Consider the following 20,663-nt stretch of genomic DNA (forward strand, 5'->3'; position numbering starts at 1 on the left):
ATGCAGTTAAAGAAATTTAAAATATTCAGCAAAGTAGGAATTATCCTAGCATTAGTACTTTTTCTTGCCATGAATTTTGTTTTGTTTGCTACAGGGCTTGGGAGATATATATTTCCGGCTATTATTCTTGGAGGTTTAGGTTTTTCTCTAATTATACTAATTGTTATATATGAGTTTGTCCGTCAGAATAAAAAAAATGACACTAGATAGATATGTCGCATTAATGAAAATACTACGAGTCTACTAGGTAAATCCTAGTGGACTCGTTGCATTTAACAAAACTTTTAGAGAAGACGATAAAAAATGCTTTTAGAGAAGCAATAATAATTGAAAAAAAGTTCTTGCATTTTAACATCTTATGTGTTAAAATATTAAGCGTTGATTAAACACGTTGGCGGATCTTGTTTAAGGGTGCCGTGGTTTTGCGGTCTTAGAGGGATTTGAAGTCAACGGAAGAAAATAACCAAACGGAGGTAAATAGTAATGAGTGTTATTTCAATGAAACAGTTACTTGAAGCAGGTGTTCATTTTGGACATCAGACAAGAAGATGGAACCCTAAAATGGATGAGTACATCTACACAGAGAGAAATGGTATCTATATCATTGACCTTCAGAAGTCTGTAGGCAAAGTAGATGAGGCTTACAATGCAATCAAAGATGTTGTTGCAGATGGCGGAAACATTCTTTTTGTTGGTACAAAGAAGCAGGCTCAGGATTCAATCAAGAATGAGGCAGAGCGTTGCGGAATGTACTATGTAAATGAGAGATGGCTTGGAGGTATGCTTACTAACTTCAAGACAATCCAGACTCGTATTAAGAGACTTAAAGATATCGAGAAGATGTCAGAGGACGGAACATTTGATGTACTTCCTAAGAAGGAAGTTATCAACCTTAAGAAAGAGTGGGCTAAGCTCGAGAAGAACCTTGGTGGTATCAAAGATATGAAGGATATCCCAGATGCAATCTTCGTTGTAGATCCTAAGAAAGAGAAGATTTGTATTCAGGAGGCTCACATTCTTGGTATTCCTCTTATCGGTATTGTTGATACAAACTGTGATCCAGAAGAGCTTGATTATGTAATCCCTGGTAATGACGATGCTATTCGTGCAGTTAAGCTTATCGTTTCTAAGATGGCTGACGCTGTTATCGAAGCAAAGCAGGGTGAGACATTCACAGCTTCAGAGGACGAGGCTGCTGATGCAGAGTAATATAATATTTGTGAAAGGAAGTAAGTAATATGGCTATTTCAGCATCTATGGTTAAAGAGTTAAGAGAGATGACAGGCGCCGGAATGATGGATTGTAAGAAAGCTCTTACAAAGACAGATGGCGATATGGATAAAGCAGTAGATTATCTTCGCGAGAACGGTCTTGCAAAGGCTGAGAAGAAAGCGGGAAGAATTGCTGCAGAAGGTATTGTTAAGACAACTATCAGCGCAGACGGCAAGAATGCTGCAATCGTTGAGGTTAACAGTGAGACAGATTTCGTTGCTAAGAATGATAAGTTCCAGGATTTCGTAAAAGATGTAGTTGAGCAGATTAACACATCAAGCGCTGCTGATGTTGAGACATTCCTTGATGAGGCTTGGGCTAAGGATTCTTCTAAGAAAGTTAGTGAAGAGCTTGCATCTATGATTGCTACAATCGGTGAGAACATGAACATTCGTCGTTTTGAGAAAGTTGCTGCAGAAGATGGAATGGTTGTTGACTACATCCACGCTGGCGGTAAGATTGGTGTTCTCGTTGCAGCAAAGACTGACAACACTGGTGACGAGGTTGTTGAGTGCCTTAAGAACGTAGCTATGCAGATTGCAGCTATGAATCCTAAGTACCTTTCAGCTGATGATGTATCAGAAGAGTACAAGGAGAAAGAGAAGGAAGTTCTTCTTGCTCAGGCAAAGAACGATCCTAAGAATGCAAACAAGCCAGATGAGATTATCGAGAAGATGATCATCGGACGTCTTAATAAAGAGCTCAAAGAAGTTTGTCTTACAGAGCAGGTTTATGTTAAGGCTGAGAACAAAGAGACTGTCGCTAAGTATGTTGAGTCTGTAAGCAAGAGTGTTGGTACAACAATCGAGCTTAAGTCATTCGTTCGTTTTGAGACTGGAGAAGGTCTTGAGAAGAAGAATGAGGACTTTGCAGCTGAGGTTGCAGCACAGCTTAAATAATTCTTATTAATTCAAGACTTTATGGGCATGAAGGGTTTATCTCTTCATGCCTTTTGCATTGAACTTATAATTTTATATTTGAAGGAGAAAAACATGAACATCAATAAGAACATTCAGTTCGAAAGAAAGCTTGCACTTCCTGCAGAAGTTAAAGATATGATTCCTGTGGATGAAAGTGTAAAAAAAACAATTACAAAGCGTAGAGAAGAGTTATTAGATATTTTTGCAGGAAAGGATGACAGACTTATTCTGATTATAGGTCCATGTTCTGCGGACAATGAAGATAGCGTAATTGACTATGTATCCAGACTATGTCCGGTTCAGGAAAAAGTAAAGGATAAGATTTTTATCGTACCAAGAATATATACCAATAAGCCTAGAACAACAGGAGCTGGTTATAAGGGAATGCTACATCAACCGGATCCTACTGCTAAACCAGACTTGTTCAAGGGTATTACTGCAACAAGACACCTTCATTTGAAGGCAGTCAAAGAAACTGGTTTTGTCTGTGCAGATGAGATGCTTTATTCTGAAAACTATAGATATCTAGATGATATCTTGGGTTATGTGGCTGTAGGTGCTAGAAGCGTAGAAGACCAACAGCATCGACTCACTGCCAGTGGTGTAAATGTTCCGGTGGGTATGAAGAATCCAACAAGTGGAGATTTTTCAATCATGATGAATGCCATTATGGCTGCACAGCATTCTCATACATTTATTTACAGGGGCTGGGAAGTTCACACAGAGGGAAATCCGTACACACATGCAATTTTGCGTGGTTATACCAATTCACACGGACAGTCCAAGGCAAACTATCATTACGAGGAATTGCTTAGATTGTGTGATTGCTATGATGAAAATGATTTTCTCAAGTTCCCTTCACTTATTGTGGATACCAATCATGCAAATTCTGGCAAAAAGCCACTTGAACAGCCTAGAATTATCAAGGCAGTTCTCAATTCTGCAAGACATAATGACAGAATCAGCAAACTTCTCAAAGGTTTCATGATAGAGAGTTATATCGAAGATGGAGCTCAAGGTGTTGGAGATGGTGTATATGGTAAATCAATTACCGATCCATGTCTTGGTTGGGAAAAATCAGAAAAATTAATCTATGATGTAGCGGATATTATTTAATAATAATTGTCTTACAAGCAAAGCTTGTAAGACCAGCAATATGCGTTTCCATTAAAATGACCAACCGACTCGAGACGTTGAAGTCTTGAATTGGTTGGTCATTTTTTATATTATTAATTCAGTTATATATACTGCAATGCAAGAAATCAATGCAACAATTATCAGCGACTTTGTTCTCGTTGAAGTTATAACTGCTATGATAAAACCAATTATTCCTGAGATTACATTGGATGTAACATAGAAAACTGCTGGAATTGTCATTGCAGCGAGAACAGTATAGGGAATATAGTGGAGAAAACTCCGTATCCTTTGATTATCAATCTTCTTGGAAAAGGCAACAAATGGCACTGATCTTATGAGATAGGTAACAGCGACAAGTATTGCAAGATATGAGAAAAACTGAATATTATTCATCTTCATTCACCTCACTTACGGGGAGTATTAAAGCACCTACCAGAGCGGCGACAACTGCACAGATACTAATTGAAAAACCGACAGGAACGGTGTTTACAACAGGAACATAGTAAAAGAATAAGCTTAGCAATACAGAGATGAAGACAGTAATTGCAACCTTCATATCCTCAATAATTCCCGGTGTTATTATAGCTATAAACATTGCATATATGGTTATTCCCAGTGCGGTTATGATGCTTGCAGGAAGAACGTTGCCTGCTATTGCACCCAAAAGAGTTCCGGCTGTCCAGCCAATCCATGGCATAGTTGAAAGACCGCCAAAGTATGACCGTGTGACTTCTTTTTTCATGCTGGCAACAGCGAATATTTCATCTGTTATAAAGAACCCATATAGAAGACGGAATATTTTTCCGAACTTTTCGTCCACTTTTTGTGAGAGTGAGATGCTCATAAAGGAATATCTGATGTTAATCGTAATCTGTGAGATAATGAGTTCGACAAATCTTCCCGGTGTGAGCATAACATCAATTGCCGAAAATTGTCCGGCAGATGTGAGAACAAGCATCGAAATCAGAAGTGCCTGCCACCAATAAAACCCCTTGGAAGTAGCTATCAAACCAAAGGTGAAGCTTACACTTATATACCCCAATCCAATGGGAATTCCGTCTTTTAAACCTTTTAAATAGTTTTGCATAATATCCATTCTTTCATTATTTTTTTAAAAAGCACTATTCTAGTGTATCACAAATTGTGATTTGTGTCGATGGAAAAAAATTAGTTGGAATTTTTGACCAAATAAGGTATAATAATATAGTGTATGCAACAAGGGGATGTACATCGAACCTGTAAAAGGGTCATATGATGTATATGTGTTTGCAATAGTAGTATGGAACGGAGGATCGTTTAATGAGTTTTTTTAAGGATTTAAAGGACGATATAGCACAGTCCATGGATGAACTCGCTGAGTCTCTCGAAGAGCAAGAGACAGAAAACCAGGACGCTAATAACCAGGATGAGGATCAAGCTAGTATCGAAGACGAGGTTCAGCAGGAGATAGATTCTTTTTTGCAGGATGATGCAAAGCTCAATGATATCATGGAGGATGAGAATTCCAAGGAGGATGTTTCTCAAGAAAAGGATTCTATTGAGGATGAGATAAGTAAGATCGAGGAGAGCATACAGGCATTTAATATGCAGAATAAAGAAGAGGAATCTGAGGGAGATGATGTTTCCGAAGATTCTGACGGGGGAGAAGATATGGCAAGTGAAGAATTGGAAAATGATATTGAAGAATCTGAAGAAACTGAAGAAACTTTAGAAGAAGAGTTGGAAGAAGAGACTTCAGAAGAGGAAGAGACTTCAGAAGAAGAATTTAAAGAAGAAGAAGTCGAGGATTCACAGAATATTTTCGATGAAGATAATGTGGGGGATATGACATTGGAAGAGTATCAGGCCAAGATGGAGGAGGTGAATGCCTTCGAGACGGCAGACGGACCATCTGTTGATGAAACTACCGTTATTACCAAAGGAACCACCATCAAGGGTGGAATTCAGTCGGATACCTCTCTTGTTGTCAAGGGAGTTATTGATGGTGATGTTGACTGCCTAGGAAAGCTTTCTATCATGGGTACAGTGTCCGGGGATAGTGAAGCATCAGAGATATTCGTGAGTACTCAGAGGCATGAGGGCAACCTTCGCAGTAGAGGAATTGTAAATATTGATGTTGGATCAGTTGTTGTGGGAGATGTAGAGGGTACTTCTCTTATTATCTCCGGCGCATTGAGAGGTAATATCATTGTAAATGGTCCGGTTGAGATCGATTCTACAGCGGTAGTAGTTGGAAATATAACTGCAAAATCAATTCAGCTCAACAGTGGAGCTGTGGTTGAGGGGAATATTTCACTAAAATACGCTGATGTAGATCTTGACAGCATCTTTTAAATAATTTATGTATATTTAAGGAGAGAGAATATGAAATATAAGAGAGTATTGTTAAAGCTTAGTGGAGAGGCATTGTCCGGTGACAAGGGCACTGGATTTGACGAGGCAACATGTGTAAAAGTTGCTGAGCAGATAAAGAAACTTAATGAAAGTGGATGTGAAGTAGCCATCGTTATTGGCGGTGGAAATTTCTGGAGAGGAGCTTCAAGTGATACTATTCAGAGAAATAAAGCAGATCAGATTGGTATGCTTGCAACAGTTATGAATTGTATCTACATGTCTGAAATTTGCAGAAATGCGGGGATGATGACACAGGTTCTCACTCCGTTCGAGTGCGGATCATTTACAAAGCTTTTCAGTAGAGACCGCGTGGAGAAGTACTTCTCTAAGAATATGGTGGTATTTCTTGCCGGCGGAACGGGTCATCCATACTTTTCTACAGACACAGCTACAGCACTCAGAGCTGTGGAGATTCAGGCTGATGTGATTCTTGCGGCAAAGTCAATTGATGGCGTATATGACAAGGACCCAGAAAAGTATCCGGATGCCAAGAAGTATGACACACTTCCTATCAGTCGTGTTATCGATGAAAAATTAGCTGTTGTAGACTTAGCATCAGCTGTTCTCTGTTATGAGAACAAGATGCCTATGTGTTTGTTCTCACTCAACGAGGAGAATAGCATTATTAATTGTGTAGAGGGTAGATGTACCGGCACGACAGTTACGACAGATTAATAATAAAAGAAAATAGATCATAATTTGGAGGTATATATTATGGAATTCGATAAGAAAGTTTATGAAGAGAAAATGGAAAAGACTCTATCCAATTTGCAGGAAGAGTATGTAAATATTCGCGCAGGAAGAGCAAATCCTCATATTTTGGACAAGATTCAGGTTGATTACTACGGAACACCAACCAATATTCAGGGTGTTGCCAATGTGTCAGTTCCTGAGGCGAGAATGATTCAGATTCAGCCATGGGATGCAAGTCTTATTAAGGACATAGAGCATGCCATTATCGCATCAGATATAGGTCTTACACCGGCTAATGATGGAAAGATTATCAGACTTGTATTTCCTGAGCTCACAGAAGAGCGCCGTAAGGAACTCGTTAAGGACGTAAAGAAGAAGGGTGAAAATGCCAAAGTTGCCATCAGAAATATCAGACGTGATGCCAATGAGACTATCAAGAAGCAGAGCAAGGCAAACGAGATTTCTGAGGATGAGCAGAAGACCCTTGAAGATGAGATTCAGAAGCTTACAGATAGCTATGTGAAGAAAGTTGACTCAGCTATTGAGAATAAGTCAGATGAGGTAATGACAGTATGAGTATTCCAAAACATGTGGCAATCATACTTGATGGCAATGGAAGATGGGCGAAAAAACGCCTACTTCCTCGCAAAGCCGGACATGTGGCTGGGGCGAAGACCGTTGAGCAGATATGCGAGGATGCATGGAACCTGGGCATCAAATATTTGACTGTTTATGCATTTTCTACTGAGAATTGGAGTCGCCCACAGGACGAGGTAGATGCGCTTATGAAGTTGCTTGGAAAGTACCTTGTGGACTGTATCGAGCGAAGTATGAAGAATGACATGAGAGTCAAAGTTATAGGAGATAAGACGGGACTCGATCCTGAGCTCGTCAAAAAGATCAATGAGTTGGAAAAAGTCACAGATAATAATCAGGGCTTAAACTTTATTATTGCATTGAATTATGGAAGTAGAGACGAGATTGTTCGCGCCACTAATCGTATCTGTGCTGATTACAAGGATGGAAAAATTAGCGAGGTAACTGCGGACATACTTTCAGATTATCTTGATACAAAGGGAATACCTGATCCGGACTTATTGATTAGAACCAGTGGCGAGGAGAGATTGTCAAATTTTCTGTTATGGCAATTGGCATATACAGAATTTTACTTTACAGATGTGCTCTGGCCAGATTTCAATAAAAAGGAATTGGAAAAGGCTATAGATTACTACAACGGTAAAGATAGAAGATTTGGTGGCGTAAAAAACAAATAGATTGGAGTAATCGATAATGTTTATTAAGAGACTGGGCAGTGCAGTGATTATGCTTGCTGTTACTGCTGCCGCACTTGTGCTGGGAGGTAATTATCTTCTGGCATTAGTAGCGCTATGCTCGCTTGTGGCAGCTTATGAGTTGCTAAAGGCGGGAGGAATCGAGAAAACACCGGTTGCATTTACATCATATATTGCAATATTTTTTATATACTTCTTACATTTTTTGGATATGAGTAAGTATGAGAATATGGTATTGGCTATAGCTGCAGTGTCTTTACTTGGTTGTTATGTCTTTAAAAATGAGAAAACTAAGTATAAAGATGTCTGCCTAGGCTTTTTTGCCATAATATATGTGGGATTCTTGCTGACACATGCCTATATGACGAGAGAATTATCACACGGAAGTTGGTTTGTGTGGCTTATTATCATCGGATCTTCCGGTTCAGATACATTTGCATACTTATTTGGAAGATTATTTGGAAAAAAACATTTTTCCAAGATCAGCCCCAACAAAACTGTTGAGGGATGTATAGGCGGATGCTTGGGAACGGCAGTTTTATCTCTTGTATATTCGTTCTTTATACCGACGGATGTCAATTGCTTATTTAATATCAATATGCACCTGGCATTTTTTATCATTGGATTGTTGTGTTCAGCAGTTTCACAGATTGGGGATTTGGCAGCCTCCGCCATCAAGAGGGGATATGATATCAAGGATTTTAGCGATCTAATTCCCGGACATGGTGGAGTGTTAGATAGAATAGATAGTATATTATTTGTTTCACCATTTGTATATTATCTCGTAATTCTATTTTTGAAATAATTATGGTTATGTAATTAGAGGTGGTTAAAGATGAGAAGTATTTGTTTGCTTGGATCAACGGGTTCTATTGGAACTCAAACCTTGGAGGTTGTGCTCAATAATCAAGAGGAATTAGCCATAGTATCTATGGTTGCAGGAACCAATGTTCCGTTGTTCGCAGAACAGATTGTGAAGTTTCATCCCAAGAAAGTTTGCATGAAGAATGCAGAGTATTCTCGCGAGTTAGAGGATGAATTGAGAGATAGATATAAATTAAACAGCGAAAGTATGCCGGAAATTCTCAGTGGAATGGATGGTATTATAGAGTGTGCAACTATGGAAGAAATTGACATAGTTGTGGCGGCAATGGTTGGTATGATTGGATTAAGACCGGTCATATCAGCGATTGAAAAAGGCAAGGATATTGCCCTTGCCAACAAAGAGACATTGGTTACAGCAGGACATCTGATTATGCCACTTGTAAAGGAGCATGGTGTCAAGTTGCTCCCTATCGACAGTGAACACTCAGCAATATTTCAATGTATGCAAAGTGGTGGCTACGATGAGATAGAGAGTCTTTATCTGACGGCTTCGGGCGGACCATTTCGCCATTATAGTAAGGATGAGCTGAAAAATGTGACAGTAAAGGATGCGCTTAACCATCCCAATTGGAGCATGGGGAAAAAAATCACCATCGACTCTGCTACGATGATTAACAAAGGGCTAGAGATTATCGAGGCATGTCATCTATTTAGATGCTCGATTGACAAGGTCAAGGTTGTTGTTCAACCTAAAAGCTTGATTCATTCAATGGTGGGATTTCAGGATGGCGCTATCATGGCACAGATAGGCACACCAGATATGAAAGTGCCGATTCAGTATGCCTTGATGTATCCTCGAAGGCCAAGGATGTCTGGCGAGAGAGTGGATTTTTCTAAGATAAGTTCTATATCTTTTGAAGAACCATCTGAAAATTTGAAGGGGATTATGCTTGCAAAGAAAGCATTTGAGATTGGCGGAAGTATGACAACGGTCATGAATGCGGCTAATGAGTATGCAGTCGCTGCATTTCTTGACGAGAAGATTTCATTCGTTGAAATCTACGAATTGATAGAATATGCGATGGATAATCATTTGGTCACAGAAAATCCATCTTTAGATGATATTCTGTTAGTTGAAAAAGAGACATATGAGAAGTTAGATTCCTATTTACAAAGGAAAATCTAACCAGAATAAGGAGAGTTAGAATGAATATATTTATAGCAATTGTATTGTTTAGTGCGATTATACTTTTCCATGAATTTGGACATTTTATCGTCGCTAAAGCGAACAAAATTGGAGTTATTGAGTTTTCTCTTGGGATGGGCCCAAGAATTATATCTTATGTTAAAACAGATGAGGGAAAGGTTGTAAAATTCTTCGGTTCCTCATCATTTTTTGAGGATGAAAAGTTCAAGGGACATACCATTTATTCGTGGAAAGTGCTTCCATTTGGTGGATCGTGTGCAATGCTTGGAGAGATGGAGCAGGATCTTGAAGAAGAAGCTGCTTTCAACCAGAAGAGCGTCGGTGCGAGAATGGCAGTTATATTTGCCGGACCATTTTTTAACTTTATCCTTGCATTCATCCTTGCTATTTTTGTCATTGGATTAGTTGGATGGGATAAAGCTGTTGTCACCGGTTTTTCGGAGAATTCTGCTATTCAGGAGGCCGGAATCAAGGAAGGAGACTTGATTACATCTATTGACGGCGAGAAAATCGTTGTTGACCGTGAGATTTCCTTCTTTCTTCAGTTCAACCAGCTAGAAGTAGGAAAACCTGTTCAAATCACATATGAGCGCGATGGCAAGGAGAATACTGTGGCCGTAAATCCGAGAGAACAGGTAAACAAAGATGGCACTAAGAGTGTCAAGCTCGGTTTTTTCCACGGTCAACGCATAAAGGACAATGTCTTAACGATTTTAAAATACTCTCTCTATGAGGTTAAGTTCTGGATTTCCACAACCCTCAAGAGTTTGTATATGCTTGCAAGTGGTCGCGTAAGTGTCAAGGAGGCATCCGGACCGGTTGGAATTGTGAAAATGGTCGGAGATGTAGTTGATCAGAGTGCACCGGAGGGATTGCTTCTCGTGGTGGTAAATGTTCTGAACATGGGAATTCTTCTCACAGCGAATCTTGGAGTTATGAACTTGCTTCCAATCCCAGCTGTGGACGGCGGAAGACTTTTCCTCCTTGTTATTGAGGCTATACGAAGAAAACCTTTGCCTGAGAAAATTGAGAATGGAATTAACATCGGAGGTTTTGCGTTTCTCATGCTTCTCATGGTACTAATTATGTATAATGATATTGTGAAACTAATTGCTAAGTGATATAAAGATATGTGAGGTGCATCCATGAATAATACAAGGGAAATTGCCATAGGAAATGTCAAGATTGGTGGGGATAATCCCATCGCAATCCAATCAATGACAAATACTAAAACTGAAGATGTGAAGGCCACGGTTGAGCAGATTAACAGACTTGCAGCCGCTGGATGTGACATTATCAGAGTTGCAGTTCCGACTATGGAGGCAGCCAAAGCAATATCTGAGATAAAGAAACAGATAAATATTCCGCTGGTGGCTGACATTCACTTTGATTATAGGCTTGCTATAGCCGCAGTGGAGAATGGAGCCGATAAAATCAGGATAAATCCTGGGAATATAGGCAATATGGAAAGAATCAAGGCTGTTGTAGATAAGTGTAAAGAATATAATGTTCCTATTCGAGTGGGAGTTAACAGTGGTTCTCTTGAGTCAGGCCTTGTGAAGAAGTACGGAGGCGTTACAGCAGAGGGGATAGTAGAAAGCGCCCTTGATAAAGTGAGGATTATCGAAGAACTCGGTTATGAGAATCTTGTGATAAGTATTAAATCCTCGGATGTGTTAATGTGCATTAAAGCTCATGAAATAATCTCAAAGAAAACGGATTATCCATTGCATGTTGGAATTACAGAATCTGGCACGGTCATGTCGGGAAGTATTAAGTCATCAATAGGACTTGGCAATATTCTGTACCAGGGGATAGGGGATACTATAAGGGTTTCTTTGACAGGAGATCCCATCGAAGAAGTTAAGGCGGCGAAGCTGATTCTCAAGACATTGGGTCTAAGAAGTGGTGGGATTACTGTTGTATCTTGTCCAACATGTGGAAGAACACAGATTGACCTGATAGGTCTTGCTACAGCTGTAGAAGAACTTGTTCAGGATTATGATCATTTAAATATCAAGGTTGCTGTCATGGGATGCGTTGTCAATGGACCGGGAGAAGCCAGAGAAGCTGATATCGGAATCGCCGGTGGAATAGGGGAAGGACTTCTTATCAAGCACGGAGAAGTTATAAAGAAGCTGCCGGAAGGCGAATTTATATCAACCTTGAAGTATGAATTAGATAATTGGAATAATTGAGGTGATATTTGATGGAAGCATTTTTCTCAGTGTTTTCTAATCTAAAGTGTAATAATACTCTTAAGAATGAGTACGGCGATGTTGTAGTTGATAAGATTGTGGCATCCAAAGAAAAGAAAATTGTATATATATATTGTCGCAAGGACCATTTGCTCAGTTATCCTAGAATTGAAGCGATGGAGAGAGAGCTTTTTAGACAGGTTTTCAAGAGCATGAATATAAAGCCGAACATTTATCTGAAATATACTGGATATGAACGTCAGACGGTAGAAGATATAGTTGGAAAAATCGGAAAGCAAATGGTCGAAGAGCTTAAGGACATCAATGTTGTTGCTGCAAATTTTTTCTTCAAATACCCATATAAAGTGACAGATAATAAAATAACATTAGTTGCAGAGGAGTCTTTTCTCTCCAGAAGTTACATGGAGGAGTTTAAGGCTACTATTACCATGTATTTTAAAAATCACTTTGACTTAAAGCCCGAAGTTGAATTCGAGTTTGTGGAGAGAAAAGAAGTAGGTGAATGGGAGCCGGAAGTATATCATATTGAGTATTTGCCGAGAGCGAAAACTGCGGAAGAGATAAAGCAAGAAAAGGCCGAGAGAAAGAAGAACAAGAAATCTGGGGCAGATGGAGCCGGAGCCGGCGCAGATAAGGGAGGCGGCGGAGAAAAGCCTGCAAAGGAAAAAGCAGGTGGTTTCAAATCGGCTGGAAATGGCGGTGGATATGCCAAGAGAAAGAGTTACAACAGAGTACCGAAGGATCCTGATCTTATTTATGGAAACAATTGTGAGGGAAATGTTGTTAAGATTATAGACATTCAAGATGACATTGGAGAAGTTGTGATTGAGGGACAAGTCCTCGAATTTGAAGAGCGTCAGATAAAGAGTGGAAACTATATTATTATTCTCGCCGTGACAGATTTTACAGATACAATCAGGGTTAAGTTCTTTGTCAAGCAGGCAATCATGGAGGAAGGCGAGCTGAAGACCATGTTGTCTACAGGCAATTTTCTGAGATTTAAGGGAGTTGCCAGGCATGATGATTTTGATCATACTCTTGCAATTAACAATGTCATGGGTATAAAGGAAATCAAGGATTTCAGAGTAAAGAGAGAGGACAAGGCAAAGGTCAAGAGAGTGGAACTCCATGCTCATACCAAGATGAGTGACATGGATGGAATAACTCCGATTGGAGAACTTGTCAAGAGAGCTCATGATTGGGGACACAAGGCAGTTGCTATAACAGATCACGGAGTGGTTCAGGCCTTCCCGGAAGCAAACCATGCTTTTGAAGATTTGGGCTTGGATGAAGATGATGATTTTAAGGTTATTTACGGTTGTGAGATTTATCTGGTTGATGATATTTACAATCCGGCAGTGTTTAACCCAAAATCACAGAGTTTGATGGACGAATTTGTAGTATTTGACCTCGAAACTACCGGTTTTTCTGAGGCGAATGATAAAATTATAGAGATAGGTGCCGTCAAAATCAAAAATGGAAAGATTGTGAGCCGATTCAGTGAGTTTGTGAATCCAGAGATAAATATTCCGGACCATATAACGAAACTCACATCTATTACAGAAGATATGGTCAAAGATGCAGAAACCATCGAGACCATGCTTCCAAAATTCCTTGAATTTATAGGAGATGCGGTTCTTGTTGCTCACAATGCCGGATTCGATCATGGTTTTATCGTTGAAAAGGCGAAACAACAAGGCATAGATACTGATTTTACCGTAGTGGATACGGTGAATGTTGCAAGATATCTTATTCCGGATCTTGGAAAAGCTACACTTGATAATGTGGCCAAAAAGCTCAAGGTTTCTCTTGGGCATCACCACCGAGCTGTGGATGACGCCGAGGCGACTGCTGGAATATTTGAAAAAATGATAAGTATGCTTGGCGATATGGGAATTGACAATCTTGATATTCTCAAGGAAAAGACAGATAACTCAGAGGAGATTGTCAAGAAAAAGCATCCTAATCATTGTATAGTTCTTGTCAAGAATGAGATTGGTCGAGTTAATTTGTATAGACTGGTATCACTTGCTCATCTTCAGTATTTTCACAGACATCCAAGGATTCCTAAGAGCCTTTTACAGAAGTATAGAGAGGGATTGATAATTGGATCTGCTTGCGAGGCCGGTGAGCTCTACTCCGCGCTTTTGAGAGATGAGCCACAGAGGAGAATTAAGGAATTATGTGAGTTTTATGATTATCTGGAGATTCAGCCTGTGGATAACAATCTTTTTATGATAGAGAGTGAGAGGATTGAGTCGGTCAACTCTGTAGAGGATATAAGAGATTACAACAGGCGAATAGTGGAGTTGGGAGAAATATACAACAAACCGGTAGTGGCCACATGTGATTTGCACTTTCTTGATCCCGAGGACAACATTTACAGGAAAATCATCCTTGCGGGCAAGAAAATGCGCGACGTGGACACACAGCCACCACTATACATGAGAACTACAGACGAGATGTTAGAGGAATTTAGCTATCTTGGGGAAGAGAAAGCCTTTGAAGTGGTTGTTACCAATACCAATAAGATTGCCGACGAGATTGAGAGAATTTCACCGGTTTATCCGGATAAATGTCCACCTGTAATTGAGAATTCAGATGAGATGCTAAAAGAGATTTGTTACAATAAGGCGAAGTCAATGTACGGAGAAGTTCTTCCGGAGATAGTTAAGGAGAGACTGGATAGAGAATTAAACTCTATTATATCCAATGGATTTGCCGTTATGTACATCATTGCGCAGAAGTTGGTATGGAAATCCAATGAGGATGGTTATCTAGTTGGATCCCGTGGATCGGTAGGATCTTCCTTTGTTGCCACCATGTCAGGAATCACGGAGGTTAATCCTCTTCCCGCGCATTACTATTGTAAGGAATGCCATTACAGTGATTTTGACTCCGAGGAAGTAAAGGCATTTTCAGGAAGTTCGGGATCTGACATGCCACCAAAGAAATGTCCCAACTGTGGGGCAGAACTCGAGAGAGATGGGCATGATATACCTTTTGAAACATTCCTTGGTTTTTATGGAAACAAAGAGCCGGATATAGACCTTAACTTTTCGGGTGAGTATCAGAGTAAGGCTCATGCATATACTGAGGTTATCTTTGGTGCAGGGCAGACTTTTAGAGCCGGTACTATAGCCGGTGTCGCCGAGAAAACGGCATATGGATTTGTAAAGCACTACTTTGAAGAGAGAGAGACTCCAAAGCGTCATGAGGAGATAATGAGACTCTCCAAGGGATGTGAGGGAATCAGGCGCTCAACAGGGCAGCATCCGGGCGGTATCATAGTTCTTCCGCTTGGAAATGAGATTTATACATTTACACCTGTTCAGCATCCGGCCAATGATATGAACACGCCTATTATTACAACCCACTTTGACTACCACTCCATTGACCACAACCTTTTGAAACTAGATATACTCGGACACGACGATCCTACCATGATAAGAATGTTAGAGGATATAACTGGGGTAAATGCTCAGAAGATTCCTCTCGATAACAAGGAAGTTTTGGCACTGTTTGAGGACACAAGTTCACTGGGAATTGGGCCGGATGAGTTGATGGACTGCGACCTGGGAAGTTTGGGAATCCCTGAGTTTGGTACGGATTTCGTAATGCAGATGTTGAGGGATACAAAGCCCAAGAATTTTTCGGATCTTGTTAGAATATCGGGCTTATCTCACGGAACAGATGTATGGCTCAACAATGCACAGTATTTTATAGAGCAGGGAAATTGTACCCTGTCCACGGCAATATGTACTCGAGATGATATCATGACATTCCTGATTCACAAAGGTGTAGAGAAGGGACTTGCTTTTGATATTATGGAGGCTGTCCGTAAGGGAAAGGTTGCCAAGGGCAAAGAGAAAAAATGGCCTGAGATGGAAGCGGCCATGAAGGAAGCCGGAATAGAGGACTGGTACATAGAATCCTGTAAAAGGATTAAGTACATGTTCCCAAAAGCTCATGCGGTTGCCTATGTCATGATGGCATTTAGAATTGCCTACTTTAAGGTGTTCTTTCCACAGGCGTACTATGCAGCTTACTTCAGTATTCGTGCCAAGGCATTTAATTATGAGAAAATGTGTATGGGACGAGATGTTCTGGAGAAGCACATGAAGGAGTTCAAGAAGAACCAGAAGCCGAGTCCCAAGGATGTTGCTGAGTTTGGTGACATGAGAATTGTACAGGAAATGTATGCCAGAGGCTTTGAATTTATGCCTATAGATATTTACCGAGCCAAGGCCAGTAGTTTTCAGGTTATTGATGATAAAATCATGCCTGCGCTTACTGCCATTGATGGAATGGGAGCATCGGCTGCAGAAGGACTTGTTGAAGCTGCTAAGAAAGGCAAGTTTAGTTCTAGAGAGAACTTTAGAAATCGAAGTAAGGTTAATTCTACAGTAACTGAGACTATGAATCGGTTGGGACTTCTCGGAAATTTGCCTGAGAAAGATCAGTTGTCAATATTTGATTTTGGAGACCATTTACTATTGTAATTTCGTCCTAAGTATTGTAAAATAATCTATAGTTGGATTTGTGTGAAATCCGTAAATTTGATTATTATACAGTGAGGTTAGAAATATGCGACATATAATGGATGCTCTCGATTTATCACCAGAAGAGTTAGATGATTTGATTTGTCTTGCCAAGAGAATAATTGACAATCCAGAAAAATATTCAGAATGTTGTAAGGGAAAGAAACTTGCAACGTGTTTTTATGAACCAAGCACACGTACCAGACTAAGTTTTGAGGCTGCTATGCTCAACTTAGGTGGTAGTGTTCTTGGTTTTTCTTCTGCTGACTCAAGTTCAGCGGCAAAGGGCGAAAGTGTATCGGATACTATAAGGGTAATTTCTTCATATGCGGATATATGTGCAATGCGCCATCCCAAGGAAGGTGCTCCGCTTGTGGCATCTATGCACTCCAGAATTCCCGTTATCAATGCCGGGGATGGTGGACACAATCATCCAACACAAACCTTGACAGATTTGCTTACAATCAATATTCTCAAGGGAAGATTTGACAATCTTAAAATTGGTTTTTGTGGAGACCTCAAGTTTGGTAGAACTGTTCATTCACTTATAAATGCCATGGTAAGATATGAAAATGTAGAATTTGTTCTCATATCACCACCTGAACTTCGAATACCGGACTATTTGCGCAAGGGAACACTTGATGCTAACAACATCAAGTATACAGAGGTAAGTGATTTGGATTCTGTCATTGGAGATATGGATCTTCTGTATATGACAAGAGTTCAGAGGGAGAGATTCTTTAACGAGGAAGACTATATTCGTTTGAAGGATAGTTTTATACTTGATGCAGCAAAGATGGCACTTGCGAGAGAAGATATGTTGGTGCTTCATCCACTTCCTAGAGTGAATGAGATTTCTACAGAGGTGGACGAGGATCCTCGTGCAGTGTATTTTAAGCAAGCTCAGTATGGAGTTTATATTCGCATGGCTTTGATTATGACGCTTCTCGGTATTAAAGTAGATTGATAGAAAGGAATTAGGTGAAAGAATGCTTAACATTGGTGGATTGGATCAAGGTGTGGTAATTGATCACATTAAAGCCGGACATGGAATGAAGATTTATGATTATCTGGGACTTGAAAAATTCGATTGTTCTGTTGCAATCATCAAGAATGCCAAGAGCAACAAGATGGGCAAAAAAGATATCATCAAGATAGAAGGGCCGCTTAGAGTTGATCTTGATATTCTAGGAGTTCTCGATGATAAGATCACTATTAACATAATTGAACACAATGATATTGTTGAGAAGAGAGCGTTGAAGCTTCCCAAGGTAGTGACCAATATCATTAAATGCAAGAACCCAAGATGCATAACTTCTATTGAACAGGAACTGGATCACAAGTTTGTACTCACGGATCCGAAGGAACGAGTATACAGATGTATGTATTGTGAGCAGAAATTCAAGGAGTAGTTATGTTGGAAAAGTTTTATTTTGCTCACCAAGATTTAATATTGTATTTTGTAGCAGTGATAAATATTCTCACGTTTTTCATATATGGGATTGATAAGTGGAAGTCAAAACACAAGAAATATCGCATATCAGAAAATTGTTTGATTAGTTTGGCTGTGATAGGTGGGGCTTTTGGAGCATATCTTGGTATGAGAGCATTTCATCATAAGACCAAGAAGAACAAGTTTCGCATAACGGTGCCTCTGTTTGCTTTATTATACATGGCATTCTTCATATGGATGTATGTACATGTAAAGCTATGATGTATAGAAAAAATATTTGCAAAATAGAGAAATAAGAAGTATAATATTGAATGATGTGTTTTGACTTTTAAAGCGCGTCAATCATAGAAGATTATAATTTATCAGAGTAAGGAGAGAGACAATGATCAATTTGTATGACGGCGGAGCTTATCTCGTTAATGGAAAAGAATTAGTTCCGGAGAACGAGCAGGGAAAGCTTGACAGCCTTGGAGTTAAGACAAGCAAAGAAGATGCCAAGAAAGGAACTATGGCATATAGAATATTAGAAAACCACAATAAGTCTGGAAATATGCAGAACTTGAACATTAAGTTTGACAAGCTTATTTCTCATGACATTACATTTGTTGGAATCTTGCAGACTGCAAGAGCATCAGGACTTGAGAAGTTTCCGGTGCCATATGTATTGACAAATTGTCATAATAGTTTGTGTGCCGTAGGTGGTACTATCAATGAAGACGACCATGTTTTTGGTTTGTCATGTGCTAAGAAGTACGGCGGAATCTATGTTCCACCTCATCAGGCAGTTATCCACCAGTTTGCCCGTGAGATGCTTGCTGGCGGAGGAAAGATGATTCTTGGTTCTGATAGCCATACTCGTTATGGAGCTCTTGGAACGATGGCAATGGGCGAAGGTGGCCCAGAAATCGTTAAGCAGCTTCTCGAGCAGACATATGATATCGCTATGCCTGGTGTAATTGCTATTTATCTTAAGGGAGCGCCTGCTAAGGGAGTTGGTCCTCAGGATATCGCTTTGGCAATTATTGGCGCGGTATTTGAAAATGGTTATGTCAATAATAAAGTTATGGAATTTGTAGGAGATGGAGTTAATAACTTAAGTGTTGATTATAGAATTGGTGTTGATGTTATGACAACAGAGACAACATGTCTATCTTCAATATGGAAAACAGATTCCAAGGTAAAGGAATTCTATGACATACATGGAAGAAGCGAAGACTTTAAAGAGATTAATCCACAAGATGTAGCTTACTACGATGGTGTGGTTGAGGTTGATTTGTCTAAGATCAAACCTATGATTGCAATGCCATTCCACCCAAGTAATGTATATACTATTGAGGAGCTTAATAACAATCTTGAGGATATCCTCCGTGATGTTGAGAAGAAAGCTCTTGTCAGTCTTGACAATAATAAAGACATTAAGTTTACACTTACAGATAAGATTAAGAATGGTAAGCTCTATGTAGAGCAGGGCGTTATCGCTGGTTGTGCCGGTGGTGGATTTGAGAATATCTGTGATGCTACGGATATTCTTAGAGGAAAATACATCGGCGCTGATGAATTCTCTCTAAGCGTATATCCAGCTAGTCAGCCTATTATGATGGAAATAGCTAAGAATGGATGTTATGCAGACTTGTTGGCTACAGGAGCTACAGTGCGTACTGCATTCTGTGGACCATGCTTTGGTGCAGGTGATGTTCCAAGCAATGGCGGTCTTAGTATCCGTCATTCAACACGTAACTTCCCTAATAGAGAGGGATCAAAGGTTACAAATGGTCAGATTGCATCTGTTGCGCTTATGGATGCTCGTTCTATTGCTGCAACAGCAGCTAATAAGGGATATCTTACAGCCGCAACTGATATAGATGTAAATTATAATAAGCCAAAGTATTTCTATGATAAGAATATTTATGAGAATCGTGTATACAACGGAGTAGGAAAGGCTGATCCATCAGTTGAGATTAAATTTGGTCCTAATATCGTTGATTGGCCAGAGATGTTCCCACTTACAGAAAATGTATTGTTGAAGGCAGTTTCAATGATTCATGATCCTGTAACAACGACAGATGAGCTCATCCCTTCTGGAGAGACATCATCATATCGTTCTAATCCTTTGGGACTTGCTGAGTTTACACTTTCAAGAAAGGACCCTGCATATGTTGGTAAAGCCAAGGAAGTTCAGAAAGCAGAGAAGGCGAGACTTGCAGGAGAAGATATATTTGCAGTAGATCCTGAACTTGAGAGCGTATATAAAGCAATCAATGAAAAGTTCGATGCAAAACCAGAGGAGACAGAGATTGGAAGTGTGATTTTTGCTGTTAAGCCTGGTGACGGTTCAGCTAGAGAACAGGCGGCAAGTTGTCAGAGAGTACTTGGCGGAATGGCCAATATTGCCCGTGAGTATGCGACTAAGAGATATCGTTCAAATCTCATTAACTGGGGAATGCTTCCATTTGTATTTGATGGTGAGCTTGAGTTCGACAAAGATGATTATATCTTTGTTAAGGATATCAAGAAGGCAATCGAAAACAAAGAAGATACTATCAAAGCATATGTTGCCAATAAGGGCATGAAGGAGATGGAACTTCATCTCGGAGCTTTGACAGATGATGAGAGAGAGATTATTCTCAAGGGTTGCTTGATTAACTACAATAGAAAATAAGAATAAATGATATATTCATCAGGGCTCACTGATAAGGTGGGCCTTGATTTG

Annotated in this window: 19 protein-coding genes; 17 read left to right on the plus strand and 2 right to left on the minus strand. The window is 39.8% G+C overall.

The window, feature by feature from the left end; all coding sequences use genetic code 11:
* From L877_RS0108290 to L877_RS0108305, 4 genes are all read left to right on the plus strand, one after another.
* Positions 1-210, plus strand: a complete 210-nt coding sequence (locus tag L877_RS0108290; protein ID WP_026835662.1) for a hypothetical protein — start codon at positions 1-3, stop codon at positions 208-210.
* Positions 211-483: 273 nt separating this feature from the next.
* Entirely contained in the window at positions 484-1,209 is a 726-nt protein-coding gene (rpsB, locus tag L877_RS0108295) for a 30S ribosomal protein S2 (protein WP_026835663.1), read from the plus strand.
* A 29-nt stretch (positions 1,210-1,238) separates the two neighbouring features.
* A complete protein-coding gene (gene tsf, locus L877_RS0108300) occupies positions 1,239-2,171 on the plus strand; it encodes a translation elongation factor Ts (protein ID WP_026835664.1) in 933 nt (310 codons plus the stop codon).
* Between the two features lie 93 nt (positions 2,172-2,264).
* Positions 2,265-3,308, plus strand: coding sequence for a 3-deoxy-7-phosphoheptulonate synthase (locus L877_RS0108305; protein WP_034785438.1), 1,044 nt, complete (start codon positions 2,265-2,267; stop codon positions 3,306-3,308).
* A gap of 105 nt (positions 3,309-3,413) precedes the next feature.
* Here the strand turns inward: L877_RS0108305 and L877_RS0108310 are convergent, their stop codons facing one another.
* Positions 3,414-3,722: an AzlD domain-containing protein gene (locus tag L877_RS0108310; RefSeq protein WP_026835666.1), complete on the minus strand. Its 309-nt coding sequence runs from the start codon at positions 3,720-3,722 to the stop codon at positions 3,414-3,416.
* A complete protein-coding gene (locus L877_RS0108315; RefSeq protein ID WP_242837139.1) occupies positions 3,715-4,425 on the minus strand; it encodes an AzlC family ABC transporter permease in 711 nt (236 codons plus the stop codon). The genes L877_RS0108310 and L877_RS0108315 overlap by 8 nt, the downstream gene beginning before the upstream one ends.
* A gap of 203 nt (positions 4,426-4,628) precedes the next feature.
* Between L877_RS0108315 and L877_RS13580 the strand changes: the two genes are divergently transcribed.
* From L877_RS13580 to L877_RS0108380, 13 genes are all read left to right on the plus strand, one after another.
* The gene (locus tag L877_RS13580; RefSeq protein ID WP_051437765.1) at positions 4,629-5,663 is read left to right on the plus strand and encodes a bactofilin family protein; all 1,035 of its coding nucleotides are present in this window, start codon (positions 4,629-4,631) and stop codon (positions 5,661-5,663) included.
* Positions 5,664-5,693: 30 nt separating this feature from the next.
* Positions 5,694-6,398, plus strand: a complete 705-nt coding sequence (gene pyrH / locus L877_RS0108325) for a UMP kinase (RefSeq protein ID WP_026835668.1) — start codon at positions 5,694-5,696, stop codon at positions 6,396-6,398.
* A gap of 39 nt (positions 6,399-6,437) precedes the next feature.
* Complete coding sequence (frr, locus tag L877_RS0108330) at positions 6,438-6,992, plus strand: ribosome recycling factor (RefSeq protein ID WP_026835669.1); 555 nt, start codon at positions 6,438-6,440, stop codon at positions 6,990-6,992.
* The gene (locus tag L877_RS0108335; protein ID WP_026835670.1) at positions 6,989-7,690 is read left to right on the plus strand and encodes an isoprenyl transferase; all 702 of its coding nucleotides are present in this window, start codon (positions 6,989-6,991) and stop codon (positions 7,688-7,690) included. The genes frr and L877_RS0108335 overlap by 4 nt, the downstream gene beginning before the upstream one ends.
* A gap of 16 nt (positions 7,691-7,706) precedes the next feature.
* A complete protein-coding gene (locus L877_RS0108340; protein ID WP_026835671.1) occupies positions 7,707-8,513 on the plus strand; it encodes a phosphatidate cytidylyltransferase in 807 nt (268 codons plus the stop codon).
* 30 nt (positions 8,514-8,543) lie between these two features.
* The gene (dxr, locus tag L877_RS0108345; RefSeq protein WP_026835672.1) at positions 8,544-9,719 is read left to right on the plus strand and encodes a 1-deoxy-D-xylulose-5-phosphate reductoisomerase; all 1,176 of its coding nucleotides are present in this window, start codon (positions 8,544-8,546) and stop codon (positions 9,717-9,719) included.
* 20 nt (positions 9,720-9,739) lie between these two features.
* Complete coding sequence (locus L877_RS0108350; RefSeq protein ID WP_026835673.1) at positions 9,740-10,861, plus strand: M50 family metallopeptidase; 1,122 nt, start codon at positions 9,740-9,742, stop codon at positions 10,859-10,861.
* A gap of 24 nt (positions 10,862-10,885) precedes the next feature.
* Positions 10,886-11,938 carry a flavodoxin-dependent (E)-4-hydroxy-3-methylbut-2-enyl-diphosphate synthase gene (ispG, locus tag L877_RS0108355; protein ID WP_026835674.1) on the plus strand — a complete coding sequence of 351 codons (1,053 nt, stop codon included), beginning with the start codon at positions 10,886-10,888 and terminating at the stop codon, positions 11,936-11,938.
* An 11-nt stretch (positions 11,939-11,949) separates the two neighbouring features.
* A complete protein-coding gene (locus L877_RS0108360) occupies positions 11,950-16,461 on the plus strand; it encodes a PolC-type DNA polymerase III (protein ID WP_034785439.1) in 4,512 nt (1,503 codons plus the stop codon).
* 85 nt (positions 16,462-16,546) lie between these two features.
* Complete coding sequence (gene pyrB / locus L877_RS0108365) at positions 16,547-17,467, plus strand: aspartate carbamoyltransferase (protein WP_026835676.1); 921 nt, start codon at positions 16,547-16,549, stop codon at positions 17,465-17,467.
* A gap of 22 nt (positions 17,468-17,489) precedes the next feature.
* A complete protein-coding gene (locus tag L877_RS0108370; RefSeq protein WP_026835677.1) occupies positions 17,490-17,912 on the plus strand; it encodes an aspartate carbamoyltransferase regulatory subunit in 423 nt (140 codons plus the stop codon).
* Between the two features lie 2 nt (positions 17,913-17,914).
* Complete coding sequence (locus L877_RS0108375; protein WP_051437766.1) at positions 17,915-18,214, plus strand: DUF1294 domain-containing protein; 300 nt, start codon at positions 17,915-17,917, stop codon at positions 18,212-18,214.
* A gap of 121 nt (positions 18,215-18,335) precedes the next feature.
* A complete protein-coding gene (locus L877_RS0108380) occupies positions 18,336-20,612 on the plus strand; it encodes a hydratase (protein WP_026835679.1) in 2,277 nt (758 codons plus the stop codon).
* Positions 20,613-20,663 lie beyond the last annotated feature (51 nt).

It is taken from the genome of Eubacterium xylanophilum ATCC 35991 (assembly GCF_000518685.1).
GTDB classification, from domain to species: domain Bacteria; phylum Bacillota; class Clostridia; order Lachnospirales; family Lachnospiraceae; genus Eubacterium_F; species Eubacterium_F xylanophilum.